General features: G+C 38.6%; 16 protein-coding genes. 3 read left to right on the forward strand and 13 right to left on the reverse strand.

The genetic code is table 11. The features are described 5' to 3' along the window. Nucleotides 1–45: 45 nt before the first annotated feature. The 9 genes from HXT53_RS04020 to lepA form a co-directional block, all read right to left on the reverse strand. A complete protein-coding gene (locus HXT53_RS04020) occupies nucleotides 46–450 on the reverse strand; it encodes a Fur family transcriptional regulator (RefSeq protein WP_004113597.1) in 405 nt (134 codons plus the stop codon). A 92-nt stretch (nucleotides 451–542) separates the two neighbouring features. After that, nucleotides 543–1715 carry a 5-(carboxyamino)imidazole ribonucleotide synthase gene (gene purK, locus HXT53_RS04025; RefSeq protein WP_004113596.1) on the reverse strand — a complete coding sequence of 391 codons (1173 nt, stop codon included), beginning with the start codon at nucleotides 1713–1715 and terminating at the stop codon, nucleotides 543–545. Next, a complete protein-coding gene (purE, locus tag HXT53_RS04030) occupies nucleotides 1699–2163 on the reverse strand; it encodes a 5-(carboxyamino)imidazole ribonucleotide mutase (protein WP_217430555.1) in 465 nt (154 codons plus the stop codon). The genes purK and purE overlap by 17 nt, the downstream gene beginning before the upstream one ends. 150 nt (nucleotides 2164–2313) lie before the next feature. Further along, nucleotides 2314–2952: an ABC transporter ATP-binding protein gene (locus tag HXT53_RS04035; RefSeq protein ID WP_004113588.1), complete on the reverse strand. Its 639-nt coding sequence runs from the start codon at nucleotides 2950–2952 to the stop codon at nucleotides 2314–2316. Between the two features lie 164 nt (nucleotides 2953–3116). Then, a complete protein-coding gene (locus HXT53_RS04040; protein WP_421779986.1) occupies nucleotides 3117–4457 on the reverse strand; it encodes an ABC transporter permease in 1341 nt (446 codons plus the stop codon). A 24-nt stretch (nucleotides 4458–4481) separates the two neighbouring features. Next, a complete protein-coding gene (locus HXT53_RS04045; protein ID WP_004113585.1) occupies nucleotides 4482–5852 on the reverse strand; it encodes an ABC transporter permease in 1371 nt (456 codons plus the stop codon). Nucleotides 5853–6301: 449 nt separating this feature from the next. After that, nucleotides 6302–6757, reverse strand: coding sequence for a tripartite tricarboxylate transporter TctB family protein (locus HXT53_RS04050; protein WP_004117747.1), 456 nt, complete (start codon nucleotides 6755–6757; stop codon nucleotides 6302–6304). A gap of 45 nt (nucleotides 6758–6802) precedes the next feature. Further along, complete coding sequence (hemW, locus tag HXT53_RS04055; RefSeq protein ID WP_009994119.1) at nucleotides 6803–8122, reverse strand: radical SAM family heme chaperone HemW; 1320 nt, start codon at nucleotides 8120–8122, stop codon at nucleotides 6803–6805. Further along, nucleotides 8119–9999: a translation elongation factor 4 gene (lepA, locus tag HXT53_RS04060; RefSeq protein WP_004120758.1), complete on the reverse strand. Its 1881-nt coding sequence runs from the start codon at nucleotides 9997–9999 to the stop codon at nucleotides 8119–8121. Before lepA ends, hemW begins: the two co-directional genes overlap by 4 nt. Before the next feature lie 255 nt (nucleotides 10000–10254). Between lepA and rpsT the strand changes: the two genes are divergently transcribed. Beyond that, nucleotides 10255–10515 carry a 30S ribosomal protein S20 gene (gene rpsT / locus HXT53_RS04065; protein WP_004113577.1) on the forward strand — a complete coding sequence of 87 codons (261 nt, stop codon included), beginning with the start codon at nucleotides 10255–10257 and terminating at the stop codon, nucleotides 10513–10515. A gap of 145 nt (nucleotides 10516–10660) precedes the next feature. Here rpsT and HXT53_RS04070 read toward each other — a convergent pair whose 3' ends face one another. From HXT53_RS04070 to HXT53_RS04080, 3 genes are all read right to left on the reverse strand, one after another. After that, a complete protein-coding gene (locus HXT53_RS04070; RefSeq protein ID WP_004114987.1) occupies nucleotides 10661–11389 on the reverse strand; it encodes a GntR family transcriptional regulator in 729 nt (242 codons plus the stop codon). 299 nt (nucleotides 11390–11688) lie between these two features. Continuing rightward, complete coding sequence (locus HXT53_RS04075) at nucleotides 11689–13074, reverse strand: PTS ascorbate transporter subunit IIC (protein ID WP_004113572.1); 1386 nt, start codon at nucleotides 13072–13074, stop codon at nucleotides 11689–11691. Nucleotides 13075–13465: 391 nt separating this feature from the next. Further along, complete coding sequence (locus HXT53_RS04080) at nucleotides 13466–14659, reverse strand: SLC13 family permease (RefSeq protein WP_004113569.1); 1194 nt, start codon at nucleotides 14657–14659, stop codon at nucleotides 13466–13468. Between the two features lie 277 nt (nucleotides 14660–14936). Between HXT53_RS04080 and HXT53_RS04085 the strand changes: the two genes are divergently transcribed. Then, complete coding sequence (locus HXT53_RS04085; protein ID WP_004117736.1) at nucleotides 14937–16652, forward strand: acetolactate synthase large subunit; 1716 nt, start codon at nucleotides 14937–14939, stop codon at nucleotides 16650–16652. Between the two features lie 161 nt (nucleotides 16653–16813). Here the strand turns inward: HXT53_RS04085 and HXT53_RS04090 are convergent, their stop codons facing one another. Beyond that, the gene (locus HXT53_RS04090) at nucleotides 16814–17770 is read right to left on the reverse strand and encodes an ROK family protein (protein ID WP_004114979.1); all 957 of its coding nucleotides are present in this window, start codon (nucleotides 17768–17770) and stop codon (nucleotides 16814–16816) included. Nucleotides 17771–18047: 277 nt separating this feature from the next. Between HXT53_RS04090 and HXT53_RS04095 the strand changes: the two genes are divergently transcribed. Next, nucleotides 18048–19187 carry an ROK family protein gene (locus tag HXT53_RS04095; protein ID WP_004114978.1) on the forward strand — a complete coding sequence of 380 codons (1140 nt, stop codon included), beginning with the start codon at nucleotides 18048–18050 and terminating at the stop codon, nucleotides 19185–19187. Nucleotides 19188–19245: the final 58 nt, after the last annotated feature.

Genomic DNA, 19245 nt, shown 5'->3' on the forward strand with positions numbered 1-19245 from the left:
CTGATTTTTAACTGTAATTAATTAGATTGATTAATGAGTTTGCAATCAATCTACACTCTGATTACAGTCTGGGCATAATCCAAACACTTCCAAAGTGTGATCTATAACCGTATACCCATGAGATTCGGCGATCTTGTGAATCCAACCCTCATCATCAGGAGGCTCTATATCCACGGTTTTACCACACTTTTCACACACAAGATGGTGATGATGAGTATTCTCATCGCAAATGCGAAATAGTTGCTGTCCATTAAAACGAACAGTATCAACATCGCCACTTTGTGCAAGCATATTAAGCTGACGATACACTGTGGCTAAACCAATGATTTCACCATCTTCCACAAGCAGGCGATGCAGATTCTGTGCAGAAACAAAATTACGCGAAGCTCTTAAATGTTCAAGAACAGTTTCTTTTTGCTTAGTGTTTCTGCGTACTGGCTCACCAACCATTATTTAACCTTTTACCTTTCAAACTATTAAAAAATCTAATACTAGTCCAACAAACTATAACTATTTAAATTTTAAGACTAATACTAAATCTTTTAATCAAGCTCGTCATCCCAACAGCCAGTAGCATCTAATTCTGCAGCTTCTTTAACTGGGTCATCACACAAAACAGTAATATGACCCATTTTGCGATTTTTACGAACCTCAGCCTTTCCATAGTCATGAACATGCCATTCTGGATGCTCTAATATAAGAGAACGAGTAGGAGCAACATGTTGACCAAGAACATTAACCATCACTGCAGGAGAAAGCAGCTTAGGCTTTTTTAAAGGCCATCCAACAATACCGCGAATATGTGCTTCAAACTGATCCATATCGCAAGCTTCAATCGTGTAATGCCCAGAATTGTGAGGGCGAGGAGCAAGCTCGTTTACTACTACACGATTATCTTTAGTAATAAATAACTCAATGCCAAGCGTTCCAGCAAGCTCAAAACCTTTAGCCAGTTGAAGCGCTAAATCGTGTGCGGTCTCTTCTACAACAGGATCCACAACTGCAGGTGCGAGAGTCATATGAAGAATGCTATTGTGATGAACGTTTTTTACAAGAGGATAAGTCACAAAATCATTACCATTGCCGGAAACAAGAATTGAAGCTTCAAAAGCAAAATCTACAAAGCCTTCAAGAATAGACGGAGGGAATTTTCCTCCCCTATCGGAACGGTGATGAATATTAGCAACATCTTCTTCAGTGCGAAGAACATCCTGACCATGACCATCATAGCCACCACGACGAGTCTTAAGAATAGCAGGCAAACCAATTTCTTCGATTGCTGCGTCTAAATCGTCAAGATTATTGACTTCACGCCATTTAGCTGTTTCAATGCCATGTTTATTAATAAACTCTTTTTCACAAACACGATCTTGTGTAACACGCAATAAATCTGTGCCCTGAGGAATAGCTGTTAAATGACGAACCTTATCTAACGCATCTGCGTTAACATTTTCAAACTCGTATGTAAGAACATCACAACGTTCAGCAAGCTCGCGCAAGCCTTCAGGATCATCATAATTTGCCTCAACCTGCAAATCTGCAACCTGAAATACTGGGCAATCAAGCGTTGGATCTAAAACTCCTATGCGGAATCCCATATGTCTAGCTGCAATAGCCATCATGCGTCCCAATTGACCGCCGCCAATAATTCCAATAGTGGCTCCTGGCATCAAACGCTCTACAGCACCATTAGTGACTTCAGATAAGCTCGGCATTAGATTCCTCAACCTTCTCTTTTAATTCTTGACGGTAATCTTCAAGTTCGTCTGCAAGACGATTATCTGTTGTGCTCAACATGCTTACTGCAAGCAAACCAGCATTTGTAGCTCCCGAGTTGCCCACAGCTGTTGTAGCAACAGGAATACCACCAGGCATTTGCACTATAGAAAGCAAAGAATCCCAGCCCGAAAGAGCATGGGATTTTACAGGAACACCAACAACTGGAAGAGTTGTTTGAGCAGCAATCATACCTGGTAAGTGGGCCGCTCCACCAGCGCCAGCAATAATTACGCGAAAACCATTTTTTCTAGCACTGTGAGCAAAATCTGCCATAAGTTCTGGAGTGCGATGTGCAGAAATAACTTTTTTCATATACGGCACTCTGAATCTTTCTAGGATTTCGCAGGCATGACGCATGGTTTCCCAATCACTTGAAGACCCCATAACAACTGCCACAATAGGCTTAGAATCTGACACTTCAGCCACAACAACCTCCCCGTGTATGCACTGATACGCAACTTCTGCGCAAAGGTTACGCACAGGTTTTACTTTACGCAGAAGCACGGAAAAATTGTTGATAATTAGTCTTTTATATTATTTTTTTGTTAACTGTTTGTTTTTGAGAACATATTTTATGTCTGCAGCAGCCGCCACATCGCTCGAATGTGTTACAACAATTACACATTTTCCGTGTTTATGAGCTGCGTCTTTTAAGATTGATATAACTTCTTGTGTTGTATTTGGATCCAAGCTACCTGTTGGCTCGTCTGCAAGAATAACAGGAGCAGAAGATACAAGCGCTCGCGCAATAGCCACTCGCTGCTGCTGCCCGCCAGAAAGCTTTGTTATATTTCTAGTTGATTCGTCTTCACTAAGTCCCAGTTCTTTAAGAATCTTGGAATCAGCATTTGAATTAACAAGACGCAAGTTTTCTACAGGAGTCAAGTAGTCGATTAGATTGAAATTCTGAAAAACTAAAGACACATGATTCTTGCGATGATTAGAATATCCACCATTCTTTGAAATATCTTGTCCATCAAACAATACTGTTCCTTTTGTTGGAGTATCTAATCCTGCTAGAAGAGATAACATAGTGGATTTTCCAGCTCCAGATTGACCTGTAATACTGTATATTTTCCCTGATTCAAAATCCGCATTAACGTTTTTAAGAACAGGAATATTAGTTGCACCATAAGAATAATCAACGTTGTTAAGTTTTAATAAAGTTGTCATAATAAAACTCCAATATTTTCTAAATTTAATATTTCATACTTAATATTTAATACTTGTAAATTTTTAATTTTCTATCAGAATCCGAATCTTATTCTTATTCTTAATAAAATCCAGTTAAATCCAATCTTCTAATTGATTCATATTAATTATCTAAGAAAATCACCTCAGCTCATTGAATTCAATACAAAGCGAGGCTTTTTAAACATTATTGGCGCAAGAGCAATGCATAGAGATACAAACGCTATAGCAAATCCTATAAGAATAGCAAAAAATGTTTGTTTATTTGGAATCCAAGAAATGCTTAAGTCAGAAATTGTACTATTTGAGACATTAGCCAATAGCATTGATCCTACACTTGAAGATATTGCAGACCCAATTAGAATTGATGCAACTGAACAGAAGGCTGTTATTATAAAAACTTCTATAATCATTTGCAAAGCTATTACAGACTTGTTCATACCAATTGCCATTAGAACTCCAACTTCGTGAATCCTTCCTCGAACCCAAAATACAAGAACTAAACCAAGTACTATAATTCCAACTAATGCAAGACACATTAAAATCATTGTTACTAGTTGCTTAACTGTTTTTACAGATTGAAGAACAGTGGCAAATCTTTGCGCATTGTTTTCTACAGAAAGCATGCCGTTGCCATCGTTTTTAGCTATTTTATTGGCTTCTTCTAAAGCTTTTTCTAGATTATTTGAATTTTGCATAACACACTTTATAGAACTACGATTTTTACTTCCAGACAGGTAAAGAGCGGATTCTAAATCAGTTATTACGCGATTTTCGGTAGAGTCCGACGGCAACGCACCTTTTGTTTGCATCTTTCCAGAAAAAATGCCAACAATCTTAAGATTAATGCTTTTGCCACCCTGTTTTAGTTTTAAAACAGAGCCGAGTTTAAGATTATTTTGCTTAGCAAAAGACTTGTGAATTATTGCAGATTTTGAACGCTTAAAGTCGCCAGCTGCGGAAGAATCAATATTATTGCCTTCCTCAAGCTTATATAATCCTTCTTGAAAACCTTGTGACAACTGTAATCTAGTTGTTCCCGTTATTGAAACAAGCGAAAACATTCCATCATTGTCTAAACGCGGACCATTTATTGGCGCTACAATCTTAGCGTTAACAGGATTTGCTAAAACATCTTTTTCTTCTGCAATAGTTTTTATTCCACTAATCTTTTTAAATTTTGCAATAAGATTTTCTGGAATTCCTTCGTTTTTTTGCAAATCTTGAGGAATATCTTGCTGCGATTGATTAGCGGAATCACTAGAAGAATCAGACTCTGGCAAAGTCTCTCCCTGCGTTTTTGCATAAACGCTAAAACCTAAGCCAATATTAGAAGCTATTTGATTCTCAAGATTTTTTACAGAAGCAATAACTCCACTCTGGCAAATAAGCGCACTAAGAACAACCGTAATAATCAAAGCTAAAATAGCACTGCGCCTTGGTTTTCTAACTATAGCTAGCCAAGCTCTTTTTATAATTTGAGTCATTTTACCACCTACTTTTGCAGCCAACTACTTTTGCATGCCAAGCAAATCTCTAGGAGACTTTCGCAAAATAGGAAGATAAGACAACGCAACTGCCACAACAATAACCATCAGAACAATTAATGACGATTGAATTAAACATTCTGTGTTAACTTGAACAGCAATCTTATCTAATGTTCTCGTTGCCATGCTCGATTCTAGATTTCCTCCAGCTTGACCCATCGAACTAAGCTGCTGCGCGGCAGAATTTTTTACTGAGCCTAATGCGCAATCACTAATCCAAGGAGATATTGCGCTCGCAAAACCGTAACCTATTGCAATAGCTGGAATAGCAAGTATCACAAGCTCAGAAATCTGCTGCAATACAAGTGACGCCTTTCCAACACCAATTGAAGTTAGAACACCAATTTCTCTTCTACGCTCATTAATCCAAAGAATAAGCACTAATCCTAAAGCAATTACAGCAAACGCGCTTACTGCAATAACTGTTATGTTCATCATGGATTTTACGCCTTTTGCTGCTCCAATCATGCCTTGTACGAATTGATCATCTCGAGTAATCTGATAGTTTTGCAAATCAATCGGCAGCTTAGACGCTTCTTCAATCACAGAATCTGCGTCCGCTCCTTTTTTAACCTTAAAACTTGCGTCCTGGTATATTTCTTTTCCAGGCTTATATTTGTAAAGTTCTCTAGTTGTTTTTAAATCTGTATACACAGTGTTTGCAGTTAATTCCGCGCGCGTTGCAACTGGGCGATTGTTAGCTCCGCCATAAATTCCAACTATGCGTGTTTTTACTTGCTCCGTAGAATGGTTAAGATTATCAGCGTCAAACGGGTTTGCTTTAAGCGTTAATGAATCGCCTAATTTTAAGCCATTTAATTTTGCTAAATCTTCGTGAATTAAGGAAGCATGCTCATCTGATTCTTGCAAAGCTCTTCCTTTAACCATGTGGATTGATTTTGTTTTAAACGCATTTAAGCCCTTAGAAGAGTTTGTTCCCTCTAGGTTTACAGCGTTTCCAAATTGCTTTTCTCTACGAGCATCGTAGTCTTGAACACCTTTTATTCTGGCTGCTTTTGCGTCAACTAAATCAGCAGTAACATTTTGACGCAAAACATAAGAATCAACGTTTTTTAGTGACGCGATTTTTTTAACATCACTTGGCTTAACAGTTCCTGCTCCCCTAGGAGTTCCAGGATTTACTTGCGGATTATTTGCTAAAACAAAACTAGATTCTGCCTGTTCTTCTACCTTTTTGCCTTCTTTTTCTGCAGCAATCGCAACTGCAGAAGATGCCAGCAGAAGCGTTGAAATTAATGCTAATATTACAAACACTATTGCTGATTTCACTCTTTTTCTCAAAACGTAGCGTATTGCGCGAGAAATAAATGTCATCGACTACCTTCCTCATTGAACACTTGTCATTATGAAATTGTCTGTTACAAAATAGGTACAATAAGTACAATCTCGTAGCTTATATGATTTACCCTTATAAAAAGCTAAGAAAGAACTGTTGATTTTCTTTAAATATCTTAGAAAATTTTATGAAAATTACTGATTTAATCTAAAAAATATGCGCAATATTGTTATAATCATTTTAAATATTTTTAGTTGTCGAATGATTATAGAAGAAAATTACGCAAACAAACTATAAGTTTTACTAATTAAAACTTACTAGTCAAAAAAATTTATTTTGCATGATTTAACTAGAATTTGCATGATCATTTTGCAAGATTTGCATAGATAAAAGCGTGTAAAACAAACAAGGCGCGCACATTGTATTACCAAAGCGCCCGCCTTAATTATTTTTATTTATAAACAAACCTAAATCGACCCAAATCTAACTAAAGCGCGGTACCGTGCTGATCGAGTCGCGGATTTTGCTTAGAGTTGCTAAAGCTAAAGAACAGCCCAAACACGCCCAAAGCAAACAACACTGCAACAGTTATAACAAGCACCATTGGCTGACTTGGCAGCCACATAATTACCAAGAACGCGAATGCAGAAAGCAAGAGAACAGCCCAAGAACACACGCCAATAACTTTGCGAACAGTATTCCAAGTATCATCTCCAGCCTTAGCTCGCTTAATATTACGAGTTAACTGTTCCTCTTGTTCTGTAACGCTAGAAGATGGCTTCCAACCGTCAACGCCGTTTTCTTGGAGCCTTCTTGAATGTTCTTGCAGATTGTATTCGTCAATCATTCCACCGCGACCGCGGCCATTCGTTTGATCGTATTGAGACGGGATTCCCCTACGACTCTGCCTGGCTTTTGCTCTACGCTCTTTGCGGTTTGCCATGATTGATTCCTTTCTGCATTGAATTTTCACACAATACGAATCATTTTAACGCATAACTAAGCCATTTTGGCACGCGTCAACAATTTTTTCGATTAATAAATCGTTTAATAAACGCCCTTTTCGAGTGGCAGCAATACGATTTTTGTTCAACACTGCCAAATCTTCTTTACACACTTCGATTAGCACTTTTTGCAAATAAGAATCGTCAAATTCGCAATTGGCTTTACGCATCTTTGTACACAATTCATCAATACTAAGACCTTCCCTAATGCGCAACCCAAGCATTACCTCTTCTATCAACGCATCCTCGCTATTTATACACTCGTAGTTTTGCCAAGGCACGTTTCCTGCATTAATCGCATGCGCCCAACGTTTTGGATGCAAAATATCCCAAGATCTAAGATTGTAAAACTTGCTTGAATCCGCCAAAAGAGCACAATCATCCATGCTTTGCTTGCTAATGCCGCTAACAGAATTGTAGTGAGAATGAGCCCCTGGGCCAATTCCTGCCCAATCAATGTTCTTCCAATATCCAAGATTATGTTGAGACTCAAAACCAGTGCGCGCCCAATTAGAAATCTCATACCACTCTAGGCCCGCAGAATTAAAAAGCTCGTCTGCAACTTCGTATTTCGCGGCTTCATCATCGTCATCTGGCGCGTGAATTGTGCCAGCAGCAATTTGGCGACCCATTTTTGTGCGCGGCTCTACTGTTAGCGCATACGCGGAAACGTGGTTAACGCCCAGGCTCAAAGCCATTTCTACCGACTTTCGCCAATCGTCTAGACTCTCCCCTGGAGCTCCATAAATCAAATCAACACTCGAACGCAAACCACAAGCATCCGCTGTTTTAACTCCGCGCTCTACGTTTTCTGGAGTATGCGTGCGGTCAAGCGTTTTTAACACATGTGGCACAGCCGATTGCATTCCGAAAGATATTCGCGTAAATCCACCTTCTGCAAGCGTCTCAATATAAGACTCGTCTGCAGTGTCTGGATTTGCTTCCGTAGTTATTTCCGCGCCAGGCATAATGCCCCACAAGTTACGTATTTCTTGCAAAATTCGCACTAAATCTTGCGCTTTAAGAACGGTCGGAGTGCCGCCGCCAAAGAAAACAGATTGCGCTTTAGGCTCGAAAATCCCGTGAAATTCCTGCCACTTTTTTACAAGACGCATCTCTAGAATCGCAACATCCGCGTACCCTTCACGACTCGCACCTTCGCCCAAATCGCGAGCAGTATACGTATTAAAATCGCAATAACCGCAGCGACGCAAGCAAAACGGCACGTGCACGTAAACTTCAAAAGGCATGCTTTTAGTTTGCATAGCTGATTTATTTAATTCAGCATCCAACTCTAAACTCATCCTTCAGACTTTTGCGCTGCACGAATCTTATCTTTAGTGTCTCTATCGTTTGCGCCATCATCCGTAGCCAAAGCCGCAACAAACGCTTCTTGAGGAACTTCAACGTGTCCAAGCATCTTCATGCGCTTCTTACCAGCCTTTTGCTTTTCAAGAAGCTTGCGCTTACGAGTAATATCGCCGCCGTAGCATTTAGCGAGCACGTCTTTTCTAAGCGCACTAATCGTTTCGCGCGCAATAATACGCGAGCCAATTGCAGCCTGAATTGGAATCTCAAACTGTTGGCGAGGAATAAGTCCGCGAAGTTTCTTCGTCATCATAACGCCGTAAGAATAAGCCTTATCGCGATGCACGATGGCGCTAAAAGCGTCAACCTTATCTCCCTGAATAAGAATATCTACCTTAACAAGATCTGCAGCTTGCTCGCCATCTTCGTGGTAGTCAAGAGAAGCGTAGCCCTTTGTGCGGCTTTTAAGCTGATCGAAGAAGTCAAAAACGATTTCTGCAAGAGGAATCCTGTAGTGCATTTCCACGCGATCGGCACTAATGTATTCCATTGTGCCCATTTCCCCACGATGATCTTGGCACAAGTCCATAATCGCGCCAATAAAATCTTTTGGAGCAATAATGTCGGCAGCAACCATTGGCTCAATAATGCGCTTGATTTTGCCTTCTGGGAACTCGCTAGGATTAGTCACATGATGCTCGGTGCCGTCTTCGCTTGTAACATCGTAAGTTACGTTTGGAGCAGTTGAAATAAGATCTAATCCAAATTCTCGACTTAAGCGCTCGGAAACAATCTCCATGTGCAACAAACCTAAGAATCCGCAACGGAAACCAAATCCCAACGCAACCGACGTTTCTGGCTCGTAAATAAGAGCAGCATCGTTAAGTTTTAGCTTGTCGAGAGCATCTCTTAGCTCTGGGAATTGCGCGTTATCGATTGGGAATAAGCCAGCGTAAACCATAGGCTTAGGGTCTCTGTAGCCTTCCAAAGGCTCGGATGCAGGATTTACGGCGCTAGTAATAGTGTCGCCAACTTTAGATTGGCTCACGTCTTTTGCACCCGTAATTACGTAGCCGACTTCTCCCGCTCCAAGCGCCTTTGTTGGAGTCATATCTGGGCTAATAACGCCGATTTCAATAGGATCATGCGTCATACCAATGCCCATCATATGCAATTTTTCACGCGATTTAAGCTCGCCATCAACCATACGAATATATGTGACGATTCCGCGATACGAATCGTAGACTGAGTCAAAAATAAGAGCACGAGCAGCACCATTAGGATTCCCACTAGGAGCTGGCACTTCCAGCACGATTTGGTCGAGAAGATCTTTTACACCTTCGCCAGTTTTCCCAGAAACACGCAAAACTTCATTAGGCTTGCAACCAATTAATCCAGCTATTTCTTCCGCATGCTTGTCTGGCTCCGCACTAGGCAAATCGATTTTGTTTAATACAGGAATAATCGTTAAATCATGTTCGATTGCCATATAAAGGTTAGAAAGCGTCTGCGCTTCAATACCTTGAGTGGCATCCACAAGCAAAACCGCACCCTCGCATGCTGCAAGCGCACGCGAAACTTCGTAAGTAAAATCAACGTGACCAGGAGTATCAATCATGCCAAGCGAATACTCTTTACCGTCAAAAACCCAAGGAACTCGAACAGCTTGCGATTTAATAGTGATTCCGCGCTCTTGCTCAATATCCATGCGATCCAAGAAACGGTCTCGCATCTCACGTTCTGGCACAATTCCAGAAAGCTGCAAAATGCGATCCGCTACAGTAGACTTGCCGTGATCTATATGCGCAATAATGCAGAAGTTGCGTATCAACGATTGATCCGTAAATCCTGGCTGGTTATGCGGTGTAATCAAAGCAAATATCTCCTTTTAAGACACAATGAATATATAGTATAATGTGCATCAAGCACTGTAACTCATTAATGGTAGCAACTTGACTACCCTAGTCCAAGAAGATAAGAACAGCAAGTTATGCACTTAATTACATTTAATGCATGCAGTAAGCATTGTGGTGATTAATATTCGTGAAAATTAGTGGTTTTATCCAAGAATCATGCTATGCTTACCCTTTGTATGTCCTTGATATAGCAAACGTCGTTTGGAGTAATAGTGGCAAACATTAAGTCGCAGAAAAAGCGCGTGCTCACCAATGAGAAGGCACACAAGCGTAACGTGGCAGTGAAGTCTGCTTTGAAGACTGCTATCCGCGCTACTCGTGAAGCCATCGCTGCTGGTGACAAGGCTGCAGCTGAAGCTGCATTCGCAGTGGCTGCTAAAAAGCTTGACAAGGCTGCAGGTCGTGGTGTGATTCATAAGAATCAGGCTGCAAACCGTAAGTCTGGTCTTGCTTTGGCAATCAACGCTCTTTAAAATAGTCGCATTAGATTGCGATCTTAATTAGAGTTTGAAAAATCTCCGTTATCATTTGTTTACATTTGGTAACGGAGATTTTCTGTATACTAGAACATTTTTATATAGAAAAAACAAGAATCGTTCAAGAATAAATAAAGTAATATCAAACAGTAATATGCATTTTGAATTGAATATCACAATACTTTGGTGTATAAACAGCAGCACCAAAGGCTATTATTGAACCAAAAGAGTCCTTAACAATGGATTCAACTGCAAGAGATGGAGTTTTATCTTCAACCTGTAAAACTTTTGCCATGGTTCCACATAGTTGCTCAACATGAACAGACAAATCATTTTCACAAAGCTTTACAGCGTAATCGCTTTCTAGAAACTCTGCTAAAGATTTTTTCGTAAAATCATGAGTCAAAACTTTTGGAAATCTTGAAGCTTCAAGATAAACTACACTGTAATTAGACAAAACGTCATCAACGTACTTTAATCGTTTAACACAAATAAGATCAATTGACTCATCTAAACCAAGCTTATAAGCAGCAGATTCATCTTTAACTACATCATTTTGAATAACTTTGATTCGTATATGTTCTTTGCTTTCAGAATAATTCTGGTAAAAGCCTTGAACCTGGTCTGATATAACTTCACGGTTAACACTGTGAATAACATCTCTTGCTCTAAAAGTTCCTTTGCCTTGTATTCTTACAAGCAGACCTTCCAATATCAGATTATCAACTGCATGTCTAAGAGTAATTCGGCTAACGTTGTATTGCTTACACAATTCTACTTCTGGAGGAAGTTGTTCGTCTGGCTCCATTAAGTCAATGCGTTTCCTAAGATTGTCTCGCACGGCAATATATTTAGGTACACCTTCGGTCACAATCCACTCTCCAAATAGTAATTTTCTTTTAAAAGCTATTAAAAAAAAATCTTAAAAAATGAAGCTTTTAAGAAAATTTTTACAAATTTGCTTTCAAAACACACAACAGTTACATAGTATCAGTATATTATGCCAATATACGATTAAGGCGTGCCTATACTACAAAAGGCTACAATCTTAAATTATTGATTAAAGTTGCTATTTAATCGCAAATTCAAGATCATAACCTTTTAGACTTATCGTTTCTATTTTTAATTGTGATTTAAGTTTAATTTCTACAATAACTCTTCACAATTGTATTAGTTTTCAATTGCATATTTGACTTTACTATTTTCTCTGCGCGTCAACAATATTGAAGACGCGTAGAAAAGAACATAAGATATTACAACTGCAATAATACTTACGATTTTGCCTCCTGCAACATTCGTGTAACCAAGAAAAACTCCAGTTACACCAAAATCAGCGTCTGAATAAGTGGAGTTTGCAGAACCAAGATTACCCAAAACAGGCAAAAGAAGTAACGGCAAGAATGTAATAACAATACCATTAACAAAACCGCCTACAACGCAGCCTCTTCTACCAGCTTGGCCGTTACTAAATACGCCAGTAACACCACCAGCCATAAAGTGAGCAACAATTCCTGGAATAACAACTGTTGTGCCAGCCAAAGCCATAATAACCATTCCAACAATTCCGCCAGCAAAGCTTGCCAAGAATCCAATAAGAACAGCGTTTGGAGCAAAACCAAAAGTCATAGGAGCATCCAATGCTGGTTTAGCGTTTTTAACGAGTTTTTCGGATATTCCCTTAAATGCTGGAACAATCTCATCTAAAACAACCTGTACGCCTGCAAGAATAATGAAAACGCCTGCAGAGAACATTGCAGCCTTAAGAATAACAAACACAATAAAGTTTTGCCCATTAGATAAATGCGATTCAATATATTGCGGCCCCGCAAAAAGTGCTACAACAGCGTAGATAATTGCCATTGAAAGTGCAATGAGAACAGTTGTATCTTTTAAGAATCCAAGAGCAGCTGGGAACTTAATATCTTCAGTAGACTTAGACGGATGCTTTTTAGAAGCTGTAAGTTTTGCAATCAAAGTTCCAATAAGAACTCCACTACTCGTAGGATGTCCAAGTGCAACATCATCTTTGCCGGAGGCAGTGCGCATAAATGACTGAACCAATGCTGGAGAAATCGTAATAAGTAGACCTTGAGCGAATGATCCGAGAATAATAACGGTTAGAGTATTAAAACCTGCGACATTGAAGATTACTGCGAGCATACTTGCCATATAGAATGCAACGTGACCAGTTAAGTAAATGAACTTAAATCTAGATGTTATTGATAAAACAATGTTAACAATCATTCCAAAGAAGAAGATTAATGCTGCTTCTGATCCATACTTCATAAGAACTGTACCGATTATAGCTTCATTATTTGGTACTACGCCTTGAACATGGAACGCATATTGGAACATGCTCCCAAAAGGATTTAGTGCTTCAGTGACTACTCCAGATCCGGCTGCCAATACTAAGAAACCAATCATTGTACGAATAGAGCCTTGTACTATGTCGGAAATCTTTTTGCCTTGTACTGCAAGACCAATTAGAGAAATCATTGCAACTATTACAGATGGTTGTCTAAAAACATCTAGCAGTATAGACAGAACACCGTTCATAGTTCTCTCCTTATATATTTTTATTAATATGTGAGCTGATTTTGGCATGCATAATTTACAAAATTACAAGAGAGAAAATGTAATTAATGCCAAAAGTCTTTTGCCCAAACTTAACTTAGTGCAAGAAGCCATAATAATGGATAAGCCAAGACATAAATTTGTTATAATGTTATATTCAATTTTTGATGATTTTCGTATATATTTTAAATAAAATGAAAATTATTAAGCATAATTGCGATTTAATAGAAAATAATACAACAAAATCGCAAATAATCTGAAATTTACTAGCATTTCATTGCAGAATAACGTAAAAATATGTGAAAATAATCACAATAATTGCAATAAAAGACACACCCACAATGCAAAAATCACGCAAAAAGCCAGAAAAACACTACTCAATAATCCAAGCTAAACCAATCAAAACAGCCAAGAAAAGAAGATTCACAATTGTGTACATAAGCAAATAGCGACCCTTATTATGAGGATACTTATGCGTAATACTCTTGTATGAAATCAAAGATGCCATAGACGCAATAAGCGTTCCCATACCGCCAAGATTAGTACCAATAATAAGCATCTTCCACTGGTCGCAGAAGCCTGAAAGTAAGATAGTAGTTGGAACATTACTAATCATTTGACTAGAAACAACCGAAACTTCCATAGGATGAGAGCCAACCCACATTTGTGCAATCTCGGTAAATCCTGGGACCCTACGCATGTTTCCAATAAAAATAAAGAACATTATAAATGTAAGAGGCAAAGCCCAGTCTAGAGCGCGGAACACATGCGAATCGCAAATAATAAAGGCAATAACAACTGCCAAAACCATAATCCAGTCTGGAATCCAGCCAGCTACTCCACACAAGCACAAAACAAATAAAAGACTATAAACAATAACTCGCCATTGAGTAAAACCAACACCGTAACCCATAACGCGAATCTCATCTGGTTTAGGTGATTTAGAGTGCGGAGCCAAGACACTTTGTTCAATGTCATCTCCATGCAAGCCCTCAAATTGATCGACTTTTCTAGAGCTAAAGAACACAAACGCAAACGCAATCATAAGAATCGCAGCAGTAAGCGTGTACGGAGCCATAATGGAAAGAAATCCACCAGTAGACATTCTAGTAAGCGCTTTAAGATACAAATTGTGCGCATTGCCAATAGGAGTTAGCATACTTCCAACGTTTGCACCAATCGTCATTAAAGTCACAACAAGAATTGCGTGCTTTTCTGCATTCGCCATCATCAAAACAGAAATCGCAAAAGGAACAAAAGTTACAAGTGCAACATCATTAGTTATAAGCATCGCTGAGAAAAACGTTAGAGACATAAGAACCAGAACTAATCCGCGCTCAGTCCTAACTCTTCTAAGAAGATTCGCGCCAATGCTTCTAAAAACGCCTATTCGTTGGAATCCGCAAACAACCATCATTAAGCAAACAAGTTGAGAAATAGTGTTTACGTGAATGTAGCTAAAATATTGCGCATCTGGTGGAACGAAAAAGCAAGAAATAACAGCTAAAACGGCGGCCACAATAAGGATGGTTTCACACTTGACCAAATTCAGAAGCCAGCGCCTCATCGTTCCTCCGTGACAAAAATACACAACTCGTTCAATTGTATAAGAAACCCAATCCAAAGGGGCAAAAATTCCCGACAAAATCGTTGAAATAACAAGGCATATTGTCTTAAAAGAGCTTTAGTTTTGCCACAAAGCGAATAGGCAAAAATCCGCCCATTTTTATGACACGCGCAAAATGGGCGCATGTCGTAGAAGACTATATTATAAATGGAAAAGAAGTCTTGAAGTTTAAGCTTAAAGGCTGAAACAACTTAAAGCAAAAGCGAGAAGCGCAATTATGGCAAACGAAGAATTGCAGAAAACAAAACAAAACAATCATAAAAGAAACACAGCAGATTTGGTTGTAGAATGCCTTGTAAATGAAGGCGTTGAAGTTGTTTTTGGAATCCCAGGCGAAGAAAATATTCCGCTTTTAGAAGCAATTGAACGAAATGGAAACATACGCTTTGTGCTTACTCGCCACGAGCAAGGCGCAGGTTTTATGGCCGCAACTTATGCTCATATTACTGGAAAGCCAGGCGTGTGCTTAGCAACGCTTGGACCTGGAGCATTAAATCTTACTCTTCCAGTGGCTCAGGCAAACGCAAGCACGACCCCGCTTGTTGCAATATGCGCTCAAGGAAACGTATCTCGTCTTTATAAAGAATCTCACCAAATCATTGATTTGGTGTCATTGTTCCAACCGATCACTCAGTGGTCTTCGATGATGTTAGCTCCAAGCACTGCTCCAGAAATGGTTCGTAAAGCTTTCTCAATCGCTCAAAGAAAGCGTCCAGGAGCAACCTGCCTTGTAATCCCAGAAGACATTAGCGAAATGAGCGTTCCAGAAAACGCAAAGCCACTTCCACTTCCAAGACCTCTGCACATCCTTCCCGCTCCAGATACTATTGACGAAGCTGCTAAAATCATTAGCCAAGCAAAAACGCCGATTATTCTTGCAGGAAACGGAGTTGCACGAAGCCATGCTCAAGATCAGCTACGCGCTTTTGCAGAACAGCTTAATGTTCCAGTTGCAACAACATTTGAAGGCAAAGGCGTGTTCCCAGATAATCACCCTAATGCTCTTGGCGTAGTCGGATTCATGCATAGGGATTATGAGAATTTTGCTTTCGATACAGCAGATTTGATTATTGCTGTTGGATTCTCTATACAACAGTTTGACCCTAAGAAGATTAATCCAAATATTGACAAGACTATTATTCACATAAACACATTTGTTGAAGACACAGACGCACACTACCCTACTGCCCTAAACATTATGGCAGATATTGGTCAGACTCTTAAAACTCTTACAAATGTTCTTAAGGATAGAAACATTACTTTTGATGTAACTCACCCAAAGATTCGTCAAATGATTACAGACGAGCTACGTTCGTTTGAAAACGATAACAGTATTCCTATGAAACCACAGCGTGTTGTATACGACACTAGGCGCGCTGTTCCAGAAGGAACCAAGGTTCTTGTAGATACGGGCGCTTTAAAAATGTGGATGGCAAGGCTTTACCCAACAATGCATCCAAATACGTGCATTATAGACAACAGCCTTTCTACAATGGCTTGGACTTTGCCTGGAGCTGTTGGAGCATCGTTTATTAAAGATAATAGTGGAAAAATCAACACAAAGCCTGTTCTTGCTGTTATGGGCGACGGCAGCTTTATGATGAATGTTCAAGAGATTGAAACCGCTGTTCGCGTGGGTTCTAGAATGGTTGTTCTAGTTTGGGAAGACAACGCTTACGGATTGATTAAGTGGAAGATGGACTTACACGCTGGAGAACACGAATACGTTGATTTTACTAATCCAAATGTTCCAAAATTGGCAGAAAGCTTTGGAGCTAGAGGCCATGTCGTACAAAAGCCAGAAGACTTATACAACATGCTTAAAGAAGCTTTGGAACAAGAAAGCGGCGTTGACGTTATAGCTTGCCCAGTGGATTATAGCGAAAACATGAAGCTTATTGAAAAGCTTGGAGACATTGATTTTGGCAACTAGGTTGATTGTGACAACTATAGTGCTAATTGCATAAGAAGAATCTCCGCACTTGCATTAATTCAGTTATCATCTGCCAATTTAAAGATAGTTAAAGGTAGTTTTCTGAAGAATAAATGCAATGCGGAGATTTTTATAATACTTTTACAACACGGTTTAAATATTTAATTTTCCTCCTTTGCTTTATCATCGTAGCGTCTGCCAATAAGAGCTGCTCCTAACGCACCAAAGAACACTTCTTGATTTGCAATCACTACACGATCGGGTATTTTTAGTGAGGACAAAAATGACGATTTTTGTTCAAGTCTACAAATGTATTCTTTTACGCCTTTTAATAAAATTGCTCCTGTTTTACTCACTCCTCCACCAATAACAATAATCTCTGGATCAAAAGTAACTGTAATAATCTGTAGTGCACTAACTAAGGTGGAAATGAACTTATTCCATACTTTTTCAGCTTCTTTATTTTTAGCAGAAACATTGCGCAGCAAAGACGCGATAGGATACTCATTCTTTGCTGGCCAAAGTTTAGATAAACCAGTTCCAGAGATTATTGTTTCTACACATCCACGCTGTCCACATGGGCAATCCCTACCCTGCGTATCAGCAACTATATGACCTATTTCTCCAGCCACACCAGTGGAGCCGTGGAAAATAGAGCCATTAATGATAATTCCCGCAGAAACTCCAGTACCTAAATTCAAAAACACTAAACTACTAGAATCAGAACCATAATAATTATATGCACCGAATGCTGCAGCATTAACATCATTATCTATTACAGAATTCAATCCAAAACGTTTACGTATTTCAGTCTTAAAATCTATACTATGAGATCCCAAATTTACTGATTCAGATACTTGCCCAGTATGTTGATTAACTAAACCAGGCACACCAATTCCTATAGTGAATTTAGTATCATTGCCATATTTTAGGATAATTTGATTAATCACTTCAGAAATAAGCTTGCACACTTCATCGACAATCTCTACTTCACCTTGCTTGGTAGAAACTTGAGAATGCGCAATCAGTTCATTATTAGTATTGAAAGCTGCACATAATACTTTTGTTCCACCTACATCTACCCCTATGCTTATATGCGACGGTGTGCTGTGCGTCATAATAAACTCCTTAGAAAAATACTTCTGCTTTGAAGTTGAACCCTATTAAACCAATTAAGTACAATTATTGCACTAAAAGATAAAAATGCAAGACTATCTAATATATTTAATAAAAACATTGAAAAATAAAGGAATCTATAGTTCCAATATTTCATATATAAAAAATAAAATTAGAAAATATTTTACAAAAACATGTTTTAGTATATATTCCAAACTATATATTTATCTGATAGAATATCATGTATAAAACAATGGGCATTAAAAGTGGAACGACGACATGAGCATAAAAACAATAGCGAAGCCAATGATTAATCAATTAATGACAGTGTCTCAAAAAACCATACCTGCCGACGCAAGAATAAATAACAGAATGCTAATATTCAACTATTTATTCCCAAAACAAATACTTTCTAGAGCTATGCTCGTAAGAAAAACAAAATTATCAAAAGCATCTATTTCAACCGTCGTGTACGAAATGCTTGAAGACCACATATTAGTAGAAAGTGGTCAAGAGTCAAAAATAGAAAGAGGTAAAAAAGGTACACTACTCGAAGTAGACGCAAACTATTGGAACATTATAACTATAGATCTTTCACAACCTTGTCTCATACAAGGCGCTGTTGTTAATCTGTGCGGAGATATATTAAAAAGATCGGAAATATCGTTATATAAAAGCACAGATGCGAACTGTGAAAAAATCATAGAAGTTTGCAAAACTCTAATAAATAATTCAAATAATCACATACTAGGAATAGGAATTGCTGTACCTGGGATCGTAGACGATGAAGGAAGAGTAGTTCGCTCATCGAATCTTCAGTGGGAAAATATAAACATTAAAGAAGAGTTGATTAAGCATTTTAATTGTCCAATTATCGTTGATCATGACACGAATAGCGCATTACTAGCCGAAAGATTCTTCGGCAACGGCGTACCAAATACAATATTTATACAGTTATCGTTAGGTGTTGGCGCATCAATATTAATAAATGATGCTATTATCACTGGAATAAATAATTCTGCAGGAGAAATTGGTCATATTACAGTAGATCCGCAAGGACCAGATTGTTCATGCGGCAAAAAAGGATGTTTAGAAACATATATTTCCGCGGAAACACTGCATAGAAAAATGTTTACATCAAATAGAAAACCAGAAGATATATTAGCAGAGGCAGGTAATTATTTAGGAAAAGCTCTCACAACAACAATTAATCTTTTAGACCTAACAGACGTGGTAATTTATGGACCATCCGACATTGTAAATAAGGTATTTATAAGCTCTACAGAAAAAGCAATACAAGAATATGGTCCATACAGTCCAAAACATCCTTGTACAGTAAGAAGATGCACTTGCAACAATGACATAACTCTTATAGGAGAATGTATATCAGTAATTCAAAATAGAATCATGAATCTCTAAGATATAAAAAGCAAAGAAGCAATCAACAAAAAATTAATGTAAAAACTAGTAGCAAAGA

The sequence above is a fragment of the Gardnerella sp. KA00390 genome (assembly GCF_049244075.1).
Lineage (GTDB): Bacteria > Actinomycetota > Actinomycetes > Actinomycetales > Bifidobacteriaceae > Bifidobacterium > Bifidobacterium vaginale.